Origin of the sequence: Polaromonas sp. A23, from assembly GCF_002001015.1 — a bacterium.
Lineage (GTDB): Bacteria > Pseudomonadota > Gammaproteobacteria > Burkholderiales > Burkholderiaceae_C > Polaromonas.
This window is the reverse complement of record NZ_MUNO01000012.1, coordinates 74,534-90,995: the sequence shown is the minus strand read 5'-3', so window position 1 is coordinate 90,995 and position 16,462 is coordinate 74,534. Positions and strand designations below refer to the sequence as shown.

The following is a 16,462-nucleotide window of genomic DNA, read 5'->3' as shown; positions in this document are numbered from 1 at the left end:
GTTCTGGCCTTCAGGCCGTGTGATTCACAATTTCCTGATAGGTGCCGGTGCGCGTGATGCCGCCGTTGCCAAGCTCAACAATCAACGAACAGTTTCTGAGCGTCGTCAGGCGGTGTGCGATGATGAGAATGGTCAGCGTCTCGCTCAGGCCCTCAATGGCCTGCATCACGGCAAGTTCGGTTTCATTGTCCAATGCGCTTGTGGCCTCGTCAAAAATGATCACGTCAGCGCGCCTGTACAGGGCACGGGCAATGCCGATTCGCTGCCGCTGACCGCCAGACAAGCGTACGCCGCGCTCACCCACCGAAGTCTCATAACCACGTGGCCAAGTCTCTATGAGACCCGCAATCTGTGCCTGCTGCGCGGCAAACCTGACGCGTTCATGATCAATCTGGTCTTTCGGTTGGCCGAAGGCAATGTTCTCTTCAATGGAATTGTCAGCGAGGAAGATGGCCTGCGGAACATGCGCAATATGCGCCTGCCAGTTCCGGCTGTTGGCAGCTGTCAACTTTTGGCCGTCGACCTCGATCGAACCGAACGCCGGCTCAAGCAAGCCCATGACCACATCAAGCAGGGTGCTCTTGCCGCTGCCGGTTGCGCCTATGAAGCCGACACGACTCCCTTTTTCAATCGTCAGTCCAATATCCTTCAATACCCATGCCGCCCCAGGAGCATATTGGAAGGACAGCTGATTGAGGACAATGCTGCGCTGAAATGGCAGCGGTGCAGCAGCGGGCTGCCCTGCATGGTCTGGCAAAGGCTGGTCCAGCAGTTCTATCGCGTCCTGCAAGGAAGCCTGTCCTGTCTGAATGTTGGTCCATGAGGCATAAGCCTGCTGCAGCACCGGCAGTAGACGCTGCGCTCCCAGCGCGAGCGCACCCAGCACAGGGATGGCATTTGCAACTCCCCCAGGTTGCTGCGCAAGTGCAAAAGCAAGGGCAGCAATCAGCAGCATGCCCAACGCTTCCATTCCGTAGCGCGGAGCGGCCTGAATGAAAAAGCTGTTGCCCTGCGCCCTCCGCAAAGGTCGATCTGATGACTGGTAGGCAGCGCAATAGGCTGCCTGCGTGCCATCGATCAGCACGTCCCGAATTCCTCCAAGGCCCTCCTGAAGTGACTTGATGACCTGGGTTGATTCACGCGCCTGCACCTGGCTGTCCAGCAACATGCGCTTGCGGGACAGCCCGATGATCACCGCATAAATCAGCCCGAAACCACCGAAGGCTGACAGGGCAATCACTGGATTTACCGACAGCATGGCCACCAGGATGGCAACCAGCATCACAGCAGAGCTGATCAAGGTCAACAGGGGAACAATGGTCGTGTAGATGACGCCATTGGCTTTGCCAGATATACCGTTAATGACCTCGCTGCTGTTTCTGGCAACATGAACCGCGTAAGGTTGATACAGGGTACGGCGATAAATGTCACTGCTGAGGTCCGCGCCTGTTGCAAACGAGAGGCGCGTCGTTGCCCACAGCAGCGCAAGGCGCATCGCACCTGCAATCACTGCGGCAGCGCCAAAAGCAAGGGTCAGCGGCAGCAGCAACTCGTCGGCGGAACGGATATTCAGGGCCCGAATCATTGGTTGCGCCAGAGGATATTCAAAAACGCGTGCCGGAGAAGTCAGCACACCCAGAAACGGAAGGACTGCGCCTATGCTCAGAATCTCGGCAAACGACGCCACGATCATCAGGCCTAGCAACAGGCAAAACTGCCCGCGCCGCCGCGCAGGAATGTGGCGCCAGAGCCGCGGCAAAAGCCGGGATATCGGTTGAATGGTGTGCAAAGCCAAAGCGCTGCTAGACCGTAAGGTCCGAGGATTTAATGGTGGATGCAGAACAACTCATGTCAGAAGACGGCATTATTTTTGTGGCAAGTCTCTAGCCTGTTGCTTGAGAGATTCAATCTCAAGCCTCAACTGCTCATACTCTTCCATCTTGCTTTTCAGAAACCTGCGGGTCAGTCCCGCCTTCTCGGCGATTCCGGCAGGCGTCAGCAAATAAGCGTAGGCAAGTTTGCTTTTGCTTCCCTGAAAGTTCTGCATTTTGAGCAAACCCTTGTCCAGCAAGGCATTGAGGCAATAATTGGCCTTTCCCAAGCTAATGCCCAACGCTTTTGCCAAATCGCGCTGACTCATCTTCGGGTTGGACTCAAGCAAGCGCAACACCTGCAAATGTGTCTCATAAAAAGACGATTTTTCGGACATGTGTTCACAGCGGTGGAAACTTGATATTGCGGCGTGAACGTGCTATTTTCGCCTGCGTTCAACCGATGAACATCTTAACACGCCACTTGAATTCGCAAACAATTAACAAGTTGACGGGATAAAAGATCCCGAGCGCCCATAGTCTGCGCCTGGCAGCCTAAGAGTAGTGGAGCTAACACAACTGCGAGGCTCCGTAGTGGTGCAGTGTTGAATTGCACTGAAGTCTGACCCGAGTTCGGAGTGAACCCTTCGGACTGGACCACGGGGATGATCAGAACTAAGCCGCCTCCTGAGCGAGTTGTAATTCAAATTCGTTGGGTGAACAGTAGCCAAGTGCCGAGTGAAGCCGCTTGGCGTTGTAGACCTCGTCGATGAAGCGTGGCAACCGTGTTGCCATATCCGCAAAGGTCTCGTAGCCGGCCAGGTACACCTCCTCGACCTTGAGCGTCTTCATAAAGCTCTCAGCCTGAGCATTGGCATACGGATTGCCAGGCGAGCTCATTGAGCCGCGAAGGCCTGCATCCCGCAGCGCTCGCCGGTATATGTCGCTCGCGTATTGACAGCCTCGATCCGTATGGTGAATGCTCCCTGGCGGCGGTCGTCGGCTCTCGAGCGCAGAGCGTAATGCCGCCAGCGCCAGCGGCGTGTCAATCCGACGGGAGATCCCGTAGCCCACGACCTTGCGGCTGCACGCGTCCAGGATGGCTGCCAAGTAGCAGAAGCCGGTCTCGATGCGGATGTACGTGAAGTCCGCGACCCACACCAGGTCAGGATGGCTCGGGATCACGTTGCGATAGAGATTCGGGAAGATCGGCGAGTCATGGTTGCTGTCGGCGGTGCGCACGAAGCGCCTGCGAGGCTTGATGCCCAGGCTGTGCGCCTTCATCAAGCGCGCCACGCGCTTGTGATTGACGAGATGGCCGCGTCGGCGTAACTCGTGCGTGACGCGTCGATAGCCGCAACCATGTAGCTCATCCTGAATGGCCTGGATGAGCTCGACCAGTTGGACATCTGCCAAGCCGCCGGCGTCGCCGATGGAGCGGTAATAGAAGGTGCTGCGCGGCAGTTCAATCACTTGGCACTCCTATCGGATGGAGCAGGCTTGGTGCCGGTGATGATGGAGGAGTTCTAGTTGTCGCTCACGAGGCGCAAGCGCGGAGTTTTTTTGACCAACTCCAGTTCCATCGTGAATTGCCCCACTTTGCGCTCCAGGGCGGCGACTTTGGCCTCGTATTCAGCGATGGCGTCCGCCTCAACCTCTTCGGTGCTGAGCTCGCCGCGATCAAACTGGGTCAACCACATCTGGATGAGGTTGGCGAACAGGGCGTACTTCTTTTGCGCGTCACGGCGCCCAAGTGCGCCTGAACGAATGTCGCTACACAGCTGCAGCTTGAACTGCGCAGTGTGCCGGCGATAGGGGCCTCTTGATGACATGGACCTTCTCCTTTTATGAAGGCCCAGCAAGCGTATCAGTTCGTCTCTTTCCCCTGGTCCAGTCCGAGGGGTTCACTCCATAAGTGGGTCAGATTTCGACGGAATTGAACATATTTATACCGGAAGAACTACCGATTGGCCTGAAAAGAATCCAGACGTCTCACCCTTCACCCCCAACTCTAGTTTTGAAGCCCAGCGCGCGAAGCACCCTAGTCTGCTTTTTTGCCGATGCCGGATTTTGTGCGGACATAGTCCAAAAATGTTTAATCAAGACCATCACCATCAGCACAAAAGCACAAAGTACGGCTGACACGACAGCAATCAATGTCTTGTTAGGTGCAGAAGGCTCCAACGGCAATGTGGGCTCCTGCAGCAGAACGTCCCGCGAAAGACCTTCCAAAGCTTTTTCAAGATTCCGTACTTCTGCCGAGTAGCGCAACTCCATCTCAGTCAAGGCGATGACGTATGCACCTAAGTCGTCCCGTACGCCAGATTTTCGCTCTGTTCCGCTGTTCTGAGTAAGGCGCGCCAGTTTCAGACGAACCGCCTCAAGCGATGCTTTCACATAGCTCAGACGTTTGGTCTGGCTTTCCACTTCACGTGGATCAGGATTTGTACTTTTAAGCCAGGCACCAATGATGGCGTTGGCCGTTGCCTGCGCGTCTTCGGGTGTTCTGGCTGTCACGTCCAGCCGCAAGAGAAGGTCTTTTCCAACCGCCGCTTTTGCACTCCCCTTGAGCTCGGCACGCGCAGCCTGCAGAGGCCTGCCCACCCCAAGATTGCGCGCAACAATAACATTATCCAGCACCATAGGCGTGAGCATGGTGCTGGCGGCCTGCGTTACCGTCATTGGCGGAGCCACAAGCTGTGATCCTCCGGCAGGAGGCGTTGGCGGCGTTGGCGGCGTTGGCGGCGTTGGCGGCAAATACAGAATCGCCTGGCTGGTGTAGGTTTTAGGCAAGACGTAGCTCACCGCCAAACCGATCAGCCCTGCAATTAGGGGCAGCAAAACCAACAGCTTGAGGTTCTCGGCAACCATGCCCAACAAGTCCATCAGATCAAACCCCTGTTCTTCCATTTCTTGCATTACTCGTCACTCCAGAATTTCATGATTATCATTACCTGTGTCATCGGGATCGCCGTAAAACAGAGGCGCATCATGCAATGAAAGGCCTTTATTGTCCTTCTGCGAGACTTCCGGAATGCCTTCTGCCAGCGGCCACCGGATGTTAAGCTCAGGGTCATTCCAGACAATGCACCGCTCGTACGCCGGGGCGTAATAATCGGTGGTCTTATACAGAAAATCGGCGGACTCACTCAGAGCGAGAAAGCCATGCGCAAACCCCGGTGGCACCCAGAGCTGCCGCTGATTTGCCTCCGAAAGCTCCACCCCAACCCATTCACCGAAATTGGCAGATGACTTACGCAAATCAACCGCTACGTCGAACACGGCGCCGCTGATAACGCGCACCAGTTTCCCCTGCGGCTGCTTGATCTGGTAGTGAAGCCCGCGTAGCACGCCCCTTGCCGACCGCGAATGATTGTCTTGCACAAAATCTGGATCCAGGCCGGTGGCGTCCCGAAAAGCACGCTTGTTAAAACTCTCGAAGAAAAACCCCCGGGAGTCGCCAAACACGCGGGGTTCGATGATGAGCACGTCCGAGATAGCTGTGGGGATAACCTTCATGCCTAGCTCCGCTCCTTGAGCAGGCGCAGCAAATACTGACCATAGCCGCCTTTGGCAAGAGGGATAGCCAGTTTTTCAAGTTGCCGGCCATCAATAAAACCGTTGCGCCAAGCAATCTCTTCCGGGCAAGCAATCTTGAGGCCTTGGCGGTGCTCCAGCGTTGCAATGAACTGCCCCGCATCGAGGAGGCTGTCATGGGTACCGGTATCCAGCCATGCATAGCCCCGCTCCATAATCTGTACTCTCAGTCCGCCACGATCGAGATAGGCCTGGTTGACCGCTGTGATCTCAAGCTCGCCCCGGGCACTCGGCTTGATGGTTTTGGCGATCTCGACCACCTGACTATCGTAAAAATAGAGGCCCGTCACGGCATAGTTGCTTTCGGGAATCTCCGGTTTCTCCTCAATGCTGCTGGCCCTGCCGGCTGCATCAAAGGAAACGACACCATAACGCTCCGGGTCCTGCACATGGTAGGCAAACACCGTTGCACCGGCTTGTTGAGCATCCGCTTCCATCAGCAGTTTTTGCAGATCATGGCCATAAAAAATGTTGTCGCCCAGCACCAGAGCGCTGGGTGCGTCACCCAGAAATTTTTCACCAATGATGAAGGCCTGCGCCAATCCATCGGGGCTGGGTTGCACCGCGTACTGGAGCTTCATGCCCCACTGCGAACCGTCGCCAAGAAGCTGCTCGAACCGCGGTGTGTCCTGCGGCGTGCTGATGATCAGCACCTCGCGAATGCCAGCAACCATCAGCGTACTCAGCGGGTAGTACACCATGGGTTTGTCATACACCGGCAGCAGCTGCTTGCTGATGGCCAGCGTAGCCGGGTGCAAGCGGGTGCCTGAGCCGCCGGCGAGGACAATGCCTTTGCGTTGTGTCATGAGTGAGGTTTCAGGTAATTTCGGTCAGCATGCGGGCAACGCCCTGCTGCCATGCGGGAAGGTGCAGTCCAAAGCTGTCCTGCAGTTTAGCGGTGTTCAGACGGGAATTATGGGGGCGTACCGCCGGTGTGGGAAACGCGGTCGTGGGCACCGGATCAACGCCGGCAGGTGATGTTTTGAGGGTCAAGCCAGCGGCGGACGCCCAATCGATCACAAAGCGCGCATACCCATGCCACGAGGTCTCGCCAGTAGCAGCTACATGATAGATGCCGGCAAGGCGATCAGACGCGCCGGAAACGGACAATACGTTGCGCACCATGTGGGCCGTGACGTCAGCAAGCAAATCAGCGCCCGTAGGCGCACCGAACTGGTCATTGATGACCGTCAGCCGATCCCGCTCCCCGGCCAGGCGCAGCATGGTTTTGGCAAAGTTACCACCACGCGCGCCGTAGACCCAGCTGGTGCGCAGAATGAGGTGTCTTGCACACAGGGCGGCAATACGTTGCTCACCCTCGAGTTTGGTCTGGCCATAGACACCAAGCGGTCCGGTCGGATCGCTTTCTCTCCACGGTTGGCTGCCATTGCCGTCGAAAACATAGTCCGTCGAATAGTGCACCAACCACGCACCGACGGCATTGGCCGCTTCGGCAATAACGCCCGGCGCCTCCGCGTTCACCACATGGGCGGTCGCCATATCACTCTCGGCTTTGTCAACGGCGGTATAGGCGGCAGCATTAACGATCACATCGGGCCGGACGCTACGCACCGTAGTGGCGATTCCCCCCAGATCAGCGAGGTCGCCACACAGGTCCGTGCTGTGACGATCCAGCGCGGTGAGTTCGCCGAGAGGCGCCAGACTACGCTGCAACTCCCAACCAACCTGGCCGTTTTTTCCAAAGAGAAGAATCTTCATGCCGCGGCCGTATCGGCATACTGCGTCTGCACCCATTCCCGGTAGGCCCCACTTTGCACGTGTGACACCCATTCCGGATTGGCCAGGTACCACTGCACGGTTTTGCGTATGCCGGTCTCAAAAGTTTCGACTGGCTTCCATCCCAATTCGCGCTGAATCTTGCTGGCGTCAATCGCATAACGCCTGTCGTGGCCCGGGCGGTCTTTCACATAACTGATTTGTTCGCGATAGCTCTTGCCATCGGCGCGAGGCCGGAACTCGTCCAACAAGGCACAAATCGTCTGAACGATCTCGATGTTGGGTTTTTCGTTCCAGCCGCCCACGTTGTAGACCTCACCCGGCCCACCGGCTTCGAGAACGCTGCGGATAGCGCTGCAATGATCCTTGACATAAAGCCAGTCGCGCACCTGCATGCCGTCGCCATAAACCGGCAGGGGTTTGCCGGCCAGCGCATTGATGATCATCAGGGGTATCAGTTTTTCAGGAAAGTGATACGGGCCATAGTTGTTGCTGCAGTTGGTGGTCAGCACCGGAAGGCCATAGGTGTGCCGATAAGCGCGCACGAGATGATCGCTGGCGGCTTTGCTGGCTGAGTAAGGGCTGTTGGGCTCATAGCGGTGAGATTCCGTGAAGGCGGGATCCGCTGACGCGAGCGAACCGTAAACCTCGTCGGTCGACACATGTACAAAACGAAAGCCGTCCCTGGTGCCGCCGCTCAACCCGCCCCAATATCCTCTTACGGCTTCCAGCAACCGAAAAGTACCCACGATGTTGGTCTGGATGAAGTCTTCCGGGCTTGAAATAGACCGATCGACATGTGATTCCGCGGCAAAATTAATCACCGCACGTGGCTGGTGCCGTGCCAACAGGTCGGCAACAAGCGCACTGTCGCCGATATCACCCTTGACAAAAATATGGCGCGGATCCTCCTTCAGGGAGGCCAAAGTTTCCATGTTCCCGGCATAGGTGAGCTTGTCCAGGTTGATGACCGGCTCGTCGTTCCTGGCCAGCCAGTCAAGAACAAAGTTGGCGCCGATGAAACCCGCACCTCCAGTTACCAAAATCATGAGCTCCATCCTTCTGCGTGTCAGCGCCGTTTGGCGTCTGCTGGCATTATGCCTCTGGCGACTGGACAGAAAGCCTCCGCAGGCAATGGCAAAACAGGCAGTAAAAATCGCCCCGAAGGGCGATTTTTTAGTACATGGGTCGAAAACGCTTAGAAGTGAATGCCCCGCATCATCTGCTGCAAAGCCACGGCTTCCGGCGATAAGGTCTGTTTCACAGGCTTGTCGCCCGGCTTGGCCCCCTTGGCGGCTGACGAATCGGGGAACATGCGGAAGCTGGTGTTCATGGCTATCTGGGCCACTCGCGGCAGCAACGCATGCAACACCTGACCGGCGATGCCGAGCCGGGTCGCGATGCGCACCGACTTGAAAATGCAGGCTTGGGCAACCAGGTCGGCAGCCTCCTCAGGACTCAATGTGGGAACATTGTTGTACAAGTTGGTGGGCGCAATCATCGGTGTGCGCACCAGGGGCATATTGATGGTGGTGAAAGTAATGCCTTGGTCAGCGAATTCGCTGGACGCGCAACGTGTCCATGCGTCAAGCGCTGATTTGGAGGCAACGTAAGCCGAAAAGCGTGGCGCATTGGTCAACACACCGATGGAGCTGATGTTGACCACATGGCCTTTGCGTTTGGCCACCATGCCGGGCAGGAAGCCCATGGTGACCCGCAGGCAGCCAAAGTAGTTGAGCTGCATGGTGCGCTCGAAGTCGTGGAAGCGGTCGTAGCTCGCTTCAATGGCGCGCCTGATGGACCGGCCCGCGTTGTTGATCAGGAAATCGACCCCCCCATGGTTGGCAATCAGCGTCTGCACGAAGCGGTCGCAATCGGCCATGTCCGCAATGTCAGCCGCATAGGCGATGAAGTTGTAGCCCTTTGCCTTGGCCTCCTTGCAGGCCTCATCCAGCTTATCCTGGTCGCGGCCACAAATGACCGTGATGGCACCAGCTTCAGCAAACTTGTGTGCCGCCGCCAGGCCGATGCCCGAAGAACCACCTGTGATGAGCACCACTTTACCGTTAACCGTACCCTTGAGCGAGCGATCGATGTGCAGGTCGGGGTCGAGATGGCGCTCCCAGTAATCCCAGACGCGCCAGGCGTAGTCTTTCAGGTTGGGGCACTCCACCCCAGAGCCTTTGAGCGCAGCCAGAGTTTCACGACAGTCAAATCGCGTCGGGTAGTTGACGAAGGTCAGCATGTCCTCGGGTAGGCCCAGGTCGGCCATGACTGCATTGCGCACGCGGCGCACCGGTGCCAGCGCCATCAGGCTCTTCTTGACACCACGCGGGATGAACCCCAGCAACGCTGCATTGACAAACAGGTTCATCTTCGGTGCGTGCGCGGCCCTGCTGAAAATATCGAGCACATCGCCAACCCGATAGCCCACCGGGTCAACCAGGTGGAAGCATTTTTTGGCAATGCTGGCCTTGTGGCTGATCAGGTCCAAGGCATCAACCACAAAATCAACCGGCACGATATTGATACGCCCGCCTTCCAGGCCAACAGCCGGCATCCAGGGAGGCAGCAACTGGCGCATGCGCTGGATCAGCTTGAAGAAATAGTAAGGACCGTCGATCTTGTCCATCTCGCCCGTGGTGCTGTCGCCAACCACCATGGCCGGACGGAATACGGTCCACGGCACCTTGCATTCCTTGCGCACGATTTTCTCGCTCTCGTGCTTGGTCATGAAATACGGGTGTTCGTAGTTCTCAGCCTCCTCGAACATGTCTTCCCGGAACACGCCTTCATAGAGGCCGGCCGCGGCAATGGAGCTGACGTGGTGAAAATGGCCGGCGTCAATCACCTTGGCGAACTCGACAGTGTTACGTGTGCCGTCCACATTGACGGCAATCTGGCTTTCCTCGTCAGCCCCGAGGTCATACACGGCGGCGAGATGGTAGAAGTGGTCGATCTGGCCTTTGAGCCGCTTGACATCCTCTGCCGAGACGCCAAGCTTCTTCGAGGTCAAGTCGCCATGAATGGGAATGACTTTGGCGGCACTGGCGCCCCAATACGCCCGCAGGGCCTCAACCTTGCCGGCACTTTCCTTGCGGATCAGGAAGTAAACCGTCGCCCCCTTACGCTCCAGAAGCTTTTTGACTAAACGTTTACCGATGAAGCCGGTGGCTCCCGTGACGAAATACTGCATTGTGTTCTCCGCTAGACGACTTTGGACCAACGCTGATTCTTGCCGAAGCCTCGCCGTGCACTGGTCAGCAGAAACCCGTGTTCGGTGTGTCCCGCTTCACTTTTCCATAGATGCACGCCACTAGCGTTCTAGAAGAGAACACCTAAACCTGCACCAGCTCAGGGCTTATATTTTGTTCTGTACATTGCCCATAAGCGGGCACAGCCCCACAAATCATCATCGACAGGAGCCAACCATGGTCAAGAAACTGCAAAAAATGAGCATCGACAAAAAATCAGGCCCACAACTCTCCGGCGCCGTGAAGGAGTCGGCCCAGCAGATCTGGCTCGCAGGTCTGGGCGCTTTCTCCAAGGCCCAGGAAGAAGGCGGCAAGGTTTTTGAGACCCTGGTCAAGGAAGGCCTGTCCATCCAGCGCAAGACGCAGGCTGTTGCTGAAGAGAAGATTTCGACCGCCACCAACAAGATGGCAAGCATGGCAACTGACATCACGTCCAAGGCCGGCAACCAATGGGACAAGCTGGAAAACATTTTCGAAGAACGCGTGGCCAAAGCCCTGAACAAGCTGGGTGTTCCTTCCGCCAGGGACGTTGATGCCCTCATTGCGCGCATCGACGAACTCAACAAAAACGTGCAGAAGATGAGCGCCAAACCTGGAACCGCTTCGAAAGCAGCGCCGGCTGCAGGCAAGACTGCTGCACGCAAACCAGCAGCCAAACGCGCCCCGGCCCGAAAATCTGCCTGATACCAGGCTGCTCCATTAAAAGGACGTTGACACGTCCTTTTTTTACGTCTTCGCCACTCAAAAAATGCTGCTTTGCAGCAAATTCCATCACGTACCGCCGTCTACACTTCCCGTCCATGACATCAGCCAAGAATTCCAGCTTCCAGCGTTCTCCCGCCCTGACTCCCTTGAAAAAACAGTCCGGGAAAAGTCCGCGGATAGCTCTGGCACTGGCAGGCGGCGGTCCCCTGGGGGCGATCTATGAAATAGGCGCACTTTGTGCGCTGGATGAATCGTTGCAAGGCCTGTCGCTGACCGAACTCCATCACTATGTGGGCGTCTCGGCGGGCGGTTTTATTGCCGCCGGTCTTGCCAACGGCATGACGCCGCGCGAGTTGTGCGCAGCCTTTATTGAAAACGACCACGAGGCATCCGAAGTTTTTGACCCGGCATGGCTGATGGTTCCTGCGTATGGGGAATTTTTGAGGCGCGGCATCATGCTGCCCGGCCTGGCGGCGGCGGCGCTCTGGCGCACAACCTTCGGCCGCAAACCGCTGCTCAACGCACTGGAAAAGCTGGGGCCGGCCCTGCCAACGGGCATCTTCTCCAACGAGGAAGTCGACAAGCGCCTGAGCCTGCTGTTCTCCAAGGCAGGGCGAACCAACGACTTCCGCAAACTCAAGTCCCGGCTTACCCTGGTAGCGACCAATCTTGACAGCGGAGACGCCGCGCCATTTGGCCAACCCGGCTGGGACCACGTGCCGATTTCGAAAGCCGTACAAGCCAGTTCGGCCTTGCCGGGGCTATTTCCGCCGGTAGAAATCGACAACCACTACTACGTGGATGGCGCGTTGAAGAAAACCCTGCACGCAGGGGTGGCCATGGATGGCGGCATCGACCTGATGCTGTGCCTCAATCCGCTGGTTCCTTTTGACGCCACTCAGGCACCTGAGCTGTCGATGACGCAACGAGTCATGCGGCGTGGCCTCCCCAAGGAAAGGCAAGCCATTCCGCGTATCGTGGATGGGGGCTTGCCGGCCGTGCTGAGCCAGACCTTCCGGTCCATGATCCATTCCCGCCTCGAATTGGGAATGAAGCACTACGAGCACGCTTATCCTGACACCGACATCATCCTGATTGAGCCGGACCACCGAGATGCCGACATGTTTCTGGCAAATACGTTTAGTTACGCTCAGCGACGCCAGCTTGCCGAGCACGCGTATCAGAAAACACGCGAAATGCTGCGCTCCCGCAGGACGACTCTCTCGGCCAAGCTCGCCCGGCATGGCCTATCGCTTGATTTGGACGTTCTGGAAGACCCAAGGCGACACCTGGTCAGCGAGCGGCCCGCGGCGACACGCCTGGGACGGGCCATCAGTTCACTGGAAGAAATGATGGAGGACCTGAACCACGCCCTTCATCTGCCAACAGTCCGCAGGGCCTGACCGACTTGCGCGACTACCCTACTTCCAAGCGCCGTACGAGTGGGTTAGAGTCGAAACAAAACACGAGGTAGACAAACATGGCGAAAAAAGCGCCGCGCCGAACTGCTGAACGCATCCTGGAAGTGACGCTTGATCTGTTCAACCGATTTGGCGAGCCCAACGTCTCGACCACGCTGATATCTGCCGAGCTGGGCATCAGCCCCGGCAACCTGTATTACCACTATCCTGCCAAAGACGAGCTCATCAACTCGCTGTTTGACAGGTACGAGCGCGCGTTGAGTGAACTGCTCAATGCCAGCGACGGCGTCCGCGACGTAGAAGACGCCTGGTTTTTCATGCACACGCTGTTTGAGCTGATTTGGCAATACCGCTTCCTGTACCGCGACCTGAACGACCTGCTCAGCAAAAACCGGCGGCTTGAGACCCATTTCCAGTGGGTTCTGAAGAACAAAACCCGTTCAGTCAAGACCATGCTCGACGGCATGAGCCGGGCCAACACCATCAGCATTGACTCCCGTGAAGTCGAGGCTACCGCCACCAGCATGGTGGTGGTGCTGACCTACTGGTTGAGTTTCGAGTACGTGCGCGACCCACGCAACGCGCTGGAGCCGGAAAACGCCCAGGCAGCCCTGTTGCGCGGTGCGCACCACGTTCTCAATCTGCTTATTCCCTACCTCGAGCAGGGCCAGCGCATGCATCTGCAAGCGTTGGTGGGCGCTTACGCCAACCCTGCCTGAGCCCGCTTTTTTCAGCCCGCCAACAACAGATTTCAAGGAGACAACTGATGGCCAAATGGACTGCTTTTCCACATGCCGGCGACTACACATTCGATGCAGCCAGCCTGAAGAAGAACTGGAGCCGGTTGCATCAGGGCGACTGCGAGCCCCTGCCCAAGGAAGCCGCCGCACTGCAGGCCTGGGTGCTGTTTCACAACGGCGAATTCCAGAAGGCTACCGAGGCCGGACTCAAAGCGGGTGGCACCGGCATCACCGTGGCCAACAAGGCGACCTCCATTTACGCCAACTACCTTGAGACCAAGGAAAAAGCCAAGCTTGAGCTGTTCATGGAAGTAGCCGAGCGGTCCGAGGCTCAACAGGCAAGCGACCCCAAAAATGCCAATGCCTGGTACTGGCAGGCGTACGCCCTGGGCCGTTATGGACAGGGCATCAGCGTGGCCAAGGCACTGGCGCAGGGGCTGGGAACCAAGGTCAAGAACGCACTGGAGCAAGCCATCAAACTCAGCCCCAAACATGCCGATGCGCATATCGCCCTGGCCGCCTTTCACGCCGAAGTCATTGACAAGGTTGGCTCACTGATTGGCGGCATGACCTATGGCGCCAAGAAAGACGTAGGCCTGTCGCTGTTCAGGGAGTCGCTCAAGCTCAACCCCGGTTCAGCCATCGCCATGATCGAATACGCCAACGGCATGGTCATGCTCGAAGGTGACAAAAAGATGAAGGAAGCCACCAAGCTGTACGAGCAGGCGGCCACCAGCAATCCCATGGACGCCATGGAGCGGCTGGACGTGGAGATGGCCAAAGCTGAACTCGAAGATTGAGTCAGCCCCCAGGCACATTCGCTATATTTTTGATAGCTGTCTGCGCCCGTAAAATAAGGGGGAAAGGCCTAAATCACTATGAAGTGAGGCCCAGAACAGCCTGAAACAGTGACTCCCTGGCCTGCGCGATGATCAGGCCCTTCCACTCGTCTGTATTCACGTAGAAGGCATCCAGCATCTGCTGCTTGATCTGTGCCGCCACCGCCGGCGATGCTTCGGGGTGAATGTTGAGCCAGTGCTCAGCACGCAAGGCCTGCATCATCTCAAACGGCGGCAGGGTTCCATACTCCATGGCGATACCGGTGTATTCGGCGTCGGGGCATTCGTCATAAATCGACGTCCACATCAGGCCAGTCAGAAAGGCCGAACTGGAGGATCCGTCGTAAATGGAGGTGACGGGTGTTGCGCCGCCACCGCCCCACCAGGCGCGCGCGCGCTCGAGGGCGACCTTGTCGTCGCGGCAGGCGCAGATGCGCTCGCCAACGCCGCTGGGCCCCAGGCCGGTGTGAATATCAATCCACGCCACCCGCTTGACCCTGCTTACATAAGTCCGTAACACCTGGCGCAGGGTCCGGTTGCTCCAGGTAGGTTCCGTACCGCCGAAAAACAGGCCTTCCGAAAATTCATGCTGCCCACGGGTGATGGCTGCCTGGTAAGCATCCATACCCCGATCATCGATGTACCGGTCGGTCGCCGCGGTATTGGCTTCGGCCGGAGGCCATGCCTCGGGCAGTAGCAGGGGTTGCAGCTCCCGGTAGGCCGCGTTAACTGGCAGTGGCCGGGAAAAATCCTGAAAATTTCGGTTCAGGTCCACGTTTTCATGCGTCGTGCGCCGGATATGCGAAAACCCATAGGGATTCAGCGCATGCACATACAGCACGGCCACTCCTTCGGCTTTGGCCTTGGCGCGCCATTCAGCGTCCCGCAGCGCAGACACCTGCACACCCGAGCCGCAATAGCCCTCCACACCATGGCACGCGCTGGTCAGGATCAACATGGCGCTGGCATCCGGCGGACCATCGAGCACCACATCCATGGCCAGCTCTTCTCCATCACGTCCGGTTTCCGGATGCACATGCGAATCAACCCGCAGCCCCGCGGCAGCGGCAGCCTCAAGGAATTTGCCCCGTGCCTCGCTGTAGCTGGCTGAAAAAGTGTCGATACCGCCCGTCATGCTGCAGCCTGGGCCAACCAGCTTTCGGTCAGCCTTACCCAAAAGGTAGCCCCCAGCGGGATCAGGTCGTCATTGAAGTCGTAACTCGGGTTGTGCAACATGCATGGCCCGCCGCCATGGCCCATTTCACGGTGCTCACCATCGCCATTGGCAATAAAAACATAAGAGCCCGGCTTGGCCTGCAGCATGTAGGAAAAGTCCTCCGCGCCCATGGTCGGCTCCTGCTCGATCACATTGTCCGCACCAACAATGTCGGCCATCACCTTGCGCGCGAACTCGGTTTCCTTCGCATGGTTGATGGTCGGCGGGTAGTTGCGCACAAATTCGAACTCGCACTGGGCGTCATGCGCAGCGCAGACATGCTCGGCAACCTGCTGCATGCGCTTTTCGATCATGTCGAGAACCTCCAGCGTGAAGGTGCGCACCGTGCCCTGAAGCTCGCAACTGTCCGGAATCACGTTGGTGGCCTCGCCCGCATGGATCATGGTGACGGAGATCACGCCGGCATCCACCGGTTTTTTGTTGCGGCTGATGATGGTCTGGAAGGCCTGCACCATCTGGCAGGCCACCGGCACCGGGTCAATGCCGTTGTGCGGCAGGGCCGCGTGGCCACCCTTGCCGCGAATGGTGATCTTGAACTCATTGCTCGAAGCCATCACCGGGCCGGTACTGGCAGCGAACTTGCCGACCTGGGTGCCGGGCCAGTTATGCATGCCGAACACCGCATCCATGGGAAACTTGTCGAACAGGCCGTCCTTGATCATCTCGCGCGCGCCACCGCCGCCCTCTTCTGCGGGCTGGAATATCAGGTAGACCGTGCCGTCAAAGTTTCGGTTCTTCGCAAAATGCTGCGCTGCGGCCAGCAGCATAGCCGTATGGCCGTCGTGGCCGCAGGCGTGCATCTTCCCCTGGTGCCGGCTGGCGTGTTCAAAAGTATTAAATTCCTGCATGGGCAAGGCATCCATGTCGGCGCGCAACCCGATAGCCCGACTGGAGGTGCCGTTCTTGACAATGCCCACAACGCCGGTGGTGCCCAGCCCACGGTGAATCGGAATGCCCCACTCGGTGAGTTTTTGGGCCACCACGTCGGCTGTACGTACTTCTTCAAAACACAGCTCCGGGTGAGCGTGAATATCGCGCCGCACGGTAGCAATGCCTGCGGCCTGGGTGACGATGGAATCAATGACCTTCATGAGAACCTTTGGGTGATCAGGCCCGCCACC

The 16,462-nt window shown here is 57.7% G+C and carries 16 protein-coding genes; 4 read left to right on the top strand and 12 right to left on the bottom strand.

Annotated features, from left to right (window positions below; translation table 11 throughout):
* Nucleotides 1–10: 10 nt before the first annotated feature.
* The 10 genes from B0B52_RS05910 to B0B52_RS05865 form a co-directional block, all read right to left on the bottom strand.
* Complete coding sequence (locus tag B0B52_RS05910; protein WP_217349779.1) at nt 11–1,759, bottom strand: ABC transporter ATP-binding protein; 1,749 nt, start codon at nt 1,757–1,759, stop codon at nt 11–13.
* Between the two features lie 105 nt (nt 1,760–1,864).
* A complete protein-coding gene (locus tag B0B52_RS05905) occupies nt 1,865–2,209 on the bottom strand; it encodes a MarR family EPS-associated transcriptional regulator (protein WP_077592692.1) in 345 nt (114 codons plus the stop codon).
* A gap of 277 nt (nt 2,210–2,486) precedes the next feature.
* Nucleotides 2,487–3,284: an IS3 family transposase gene (locus B0B52_RS05900; RefSeq protein ID WP_077592691.1), complete on the bottom strand. Its 798-nt coding sequence runs from the start codon at nt 3,282–3,284 to the stop codon at nt 2,487–2,489.
* Nucleotides 3,285–3,337: 53 nt separating this feature from the next.
* Nucleotides 3,338–3,643 carry a transposase gene (locus B0B52_RS05895; protein ID WP_077592690.1) on the bottom strand — a complete coding sequence of 102 codons (306 nt, stop codon included), beginning with the start codon at nt 3,641–3,643 and terminating at the stop codon, nt 3,338–3,340.
* A gap of 160 nt (nt 3,644–3,803) precedes the next feature.
* Nucleotides 3,804–4,730, bottom strand: a complete 927-nt coding sequence (locus B0B52_RS05890) for a Wzz/FepE/Etk N-terminal domain-containing protein (protein ID WP_077592689.1) — start codon at nt 4,728–4,730, stop codon at nt 3,804–3,806.
* Between the two features lie 6 nt (nt 4,731–4,736).
* A complete protein-coding gene (gene rfbC, locus B0B52_RS05885) occupies nt 4,737–5,330 on the bottom strand; it encodes a dTDP-4-dehydrorhamnose 3,5-epimerase (protein WP_077592688.1) in 594 nt (197 codons plus the stop codon).
* Between the two features lie 2 nt (nt 5,331–5,332).
* Entirely contained in the window at nt 5,333–6,214 is an 882-nt protein-coding gene (gene rfbA, locus B0B52_RS05880) for a glucose-1-phosphate thymidylyltransferase RfbA (RefSeq protein WP_077592687.1), read from the bottom strand.
* A 10-nt stretch (nt 6,215–6,224) separates the two neighbouring features.
* Entirely contained in the window at nt 6,225–7,127 is a 903-nt protein-coding gene (rfbD, locus tag B0B52_RS05875) for a dTDP-4-dehydrorhamnose reductase (RefSeq protein ID WP_077592686.1), read from the bottom strand.
* Nucleotides 7,124–8,194, bottom strand: a complete 1,071-nt coding sequence (gene rfbB, locus B0B52_RS05870; protein ID WP_077592837.1) for a dTDP-glucose 4,6-dehydratase — start codon at nt 8,192–8,194, stop codon at nt 7,124–7,126. The genes rfbD and rfbB overlap by 4 nt, the downstream gene beginning before the upstream one ends.
* Before the next feature lie 149 nt (nt 8,195–8,343).
* A complete protein-coding gene (locus B0B52_RS05865) occupies nt 8,344–10,341 on the bottom strand; it encodes an SDR family oxidoreductase (protein WP_077592685.1) in 1,998 nt (665 codons plus the stop codon).
* Nucleotides 10,342–10,576: 235 nt separating this feature from the next.
* Here B0B52_RS05865 and B0B52_RS05860 point away from each other — a divergent pair, with 235 nt between their 5' ends.
* From B0B52_RS05860 to B0B52_RS05845, 4 genes are all read left to right on the top strand, one after another.
* Nucleotides 10,577–11,083: a phasin family protein gene (locus tag B0B52_RS05860; RefSeq protein WP_077592684.1), complete on the top strand. Its 507-nt coding sequence runs from the start codon at nt 10,577–10,579 to the stop codon at nt 11,081–11,083.
* 116 nt (nt 11,084–11,199) lie between these two features.
* Nucleotides 11,200–12,507 carry a patatin-like phospholipase family protein gene (locus B0B52_RS05855; protein WP_077592683.1) on the top strand — a complete coding sequence of 436 codons (1,308 nt, stop codon included), beginning with the start codon at nt 11,200–11,202 and terminating at the stop codon, nt 12,505–12,507.
* A gap of 77 nt (nt 12,508–12,584) precedes the next feature.
* Nucleotides 12,585–13,244: a TetR/AcrR family transcriptional regulator gene (locus tag B0B52_RS05850; RefSeq protein ID WP_077592682.1), complete on the top strand. Its 660-nt coding sequence runs from the start codon at nt 12,585–12,587 to the stop codon at nt 13,242–13,244.
* 47 nt (nt 13,245–13,291) lie between these two features.
* Nucleotides 13,292–14,065, top strand: coding sequence for a hypothetical protein (locus tag B0B52_RS05845; protein WP_077592681.1), 774 nt, complete (start codon nt 13,292–13,294; stop codon nt 14,063–14,065).
* Nucleotides 14,066–14,141: 76 nt separating this feature from the next.
* Here the strand turns inward: B0B52_RS05845 and B0B52_RS05840 are convergent, their stop codons facing one another.
* Together B0B52_RS05840 and B0B52_RS05835 are read right to left on the bottom strand one after the other, a co-directional pair.
* Nucleotides 14,142–15,239 (bottom strand): M14 family metallopeptidase, encoded by a 1,098-nt coding sequence (locus B0B52_RS05840; RefSeq protein ID WP_077592680.1) that lies wholly within the window; start codon nt 15,237–15,239, stop codon nt 14,142–14,144.
* Nucleotides 15,236–16,432 (bottom strand): M20 aminoacylase family protein, encoded by a 1,197-nt coding sequence (locus B0B52_RS05835; protein WP_077592679.1) that lies wholly within the window; start codon nt 16,430–16,432, stop codon nt 15,236–15,238. The genes B0B52_RS05840 and B0B52_RS05835 overlap by 4 nt, the downstream gene beginning before the upstream one ends.
* Between the last annotated feature and the right edge of the window lie 30 nt (nt 16,433–16,462).

Excerpts from the sequence above, each read along its gene's own strand:
- B0B52_RS05855 (WP_077592683.1), top strand. The coding sequence starts at position 11,200 with ATGACATCAGCCAAGAATTCCAGCTTCCAGCGTTCTCCCGCCCTGACT.
- B0B52_RS05850 (WP_077592682.1), top strand. The coding sequence starts at position 12,585 with ATGGCGAAAAAAGCGCCGCGCCGAACTGCTGAACGCATCCTGGAAGTG.
- B0B52_RS05860 (WP_077592684.1), top strand. The coding sequence starts at position 10,577 with ATGGTCAAGAAACTGCAAAAAATGAGCATCGACAAAAAATCAGGCCCA.
- B0B52_RS05905 (WP_077592692.1), bottom strand. The coding sequence starts at position 2,209 with ATGTCCGAAAAATCGTCTTTTTATGAGACACATTTGCAGGTGTTGCGC.
- B0B52_RS05890 (WP_077592689.1), bottom strand. The coding sequence starts at position 4,730 with ATGCAAGAAATGGAAGAACAGGGGTTTGATCTGATGGACTTGTTGGGC.
- rfbC (WP_077592688.1), bottom strand. The coding sequence starts at position 5,330 with ATGAAGGTTATCCCCACAGCTATCTCGGACGTGCTCATCATCGAACCC.
- rfbA (WP_077592687.1), bottom strand. The coding sequence starts at position 6,214 with ATGACACAACGCAAAGGCATTGTCCTCGCCGGCGGCTCAGGCACCCGC.
- rfbB (WP_077592837.1), bottom strand. The coding sequence starts at position 8,194 with ATGATTTTGGTAACTGGAGGTGCGGGTTTCATCGGCGCCAACTTTGTT.
- B0B52_RS05845 (WP_077592681.1), top strand. The coding sequence starts at position 13,292 with ATGGCCAAATGGACTGCTTTTCCACATGCCGGCGACTACACATTCGAT.
- B0B52_RS05840 (WP_077592680.1), bottom strand. The coding sequence starts at position 15,239 with ATGACGGGCGGTATCGACACTTTTTCAGCCAGCTACAGCGAGGCACGG.
- B0B52_RS05835 (WP_077592679.1), bottom strand. The coding sequence starts at position 16,432 with ATGAAGGTCATTGATTCCATCGTCACCCAGGCCGCAGGCATTGCTACC.
- B0B52_RS05865 (WP_077592685.1), bottom strand. The coding sequence starts at position 10,341 with ATGCAGTATTTCGTCACGGGAGCCACCGGCTTCATCGGTAAACGTTTA.
- B0B52_RS05895 (WP_077592690.1), bottom strand. The coding sequence starts at position 3,643 with ATGTCATCAAGAGGCCCCTATCGCCGGCACACTGCGCAGTTCAAGCTG.
- rfbD (WP_077592686.1), bottom strand. The coding sequence starts at position 7,127 with ATGAAGATTCTTCTCTTTGGAAAAAACGGCCAGGTTGGTTGGGAGTTG.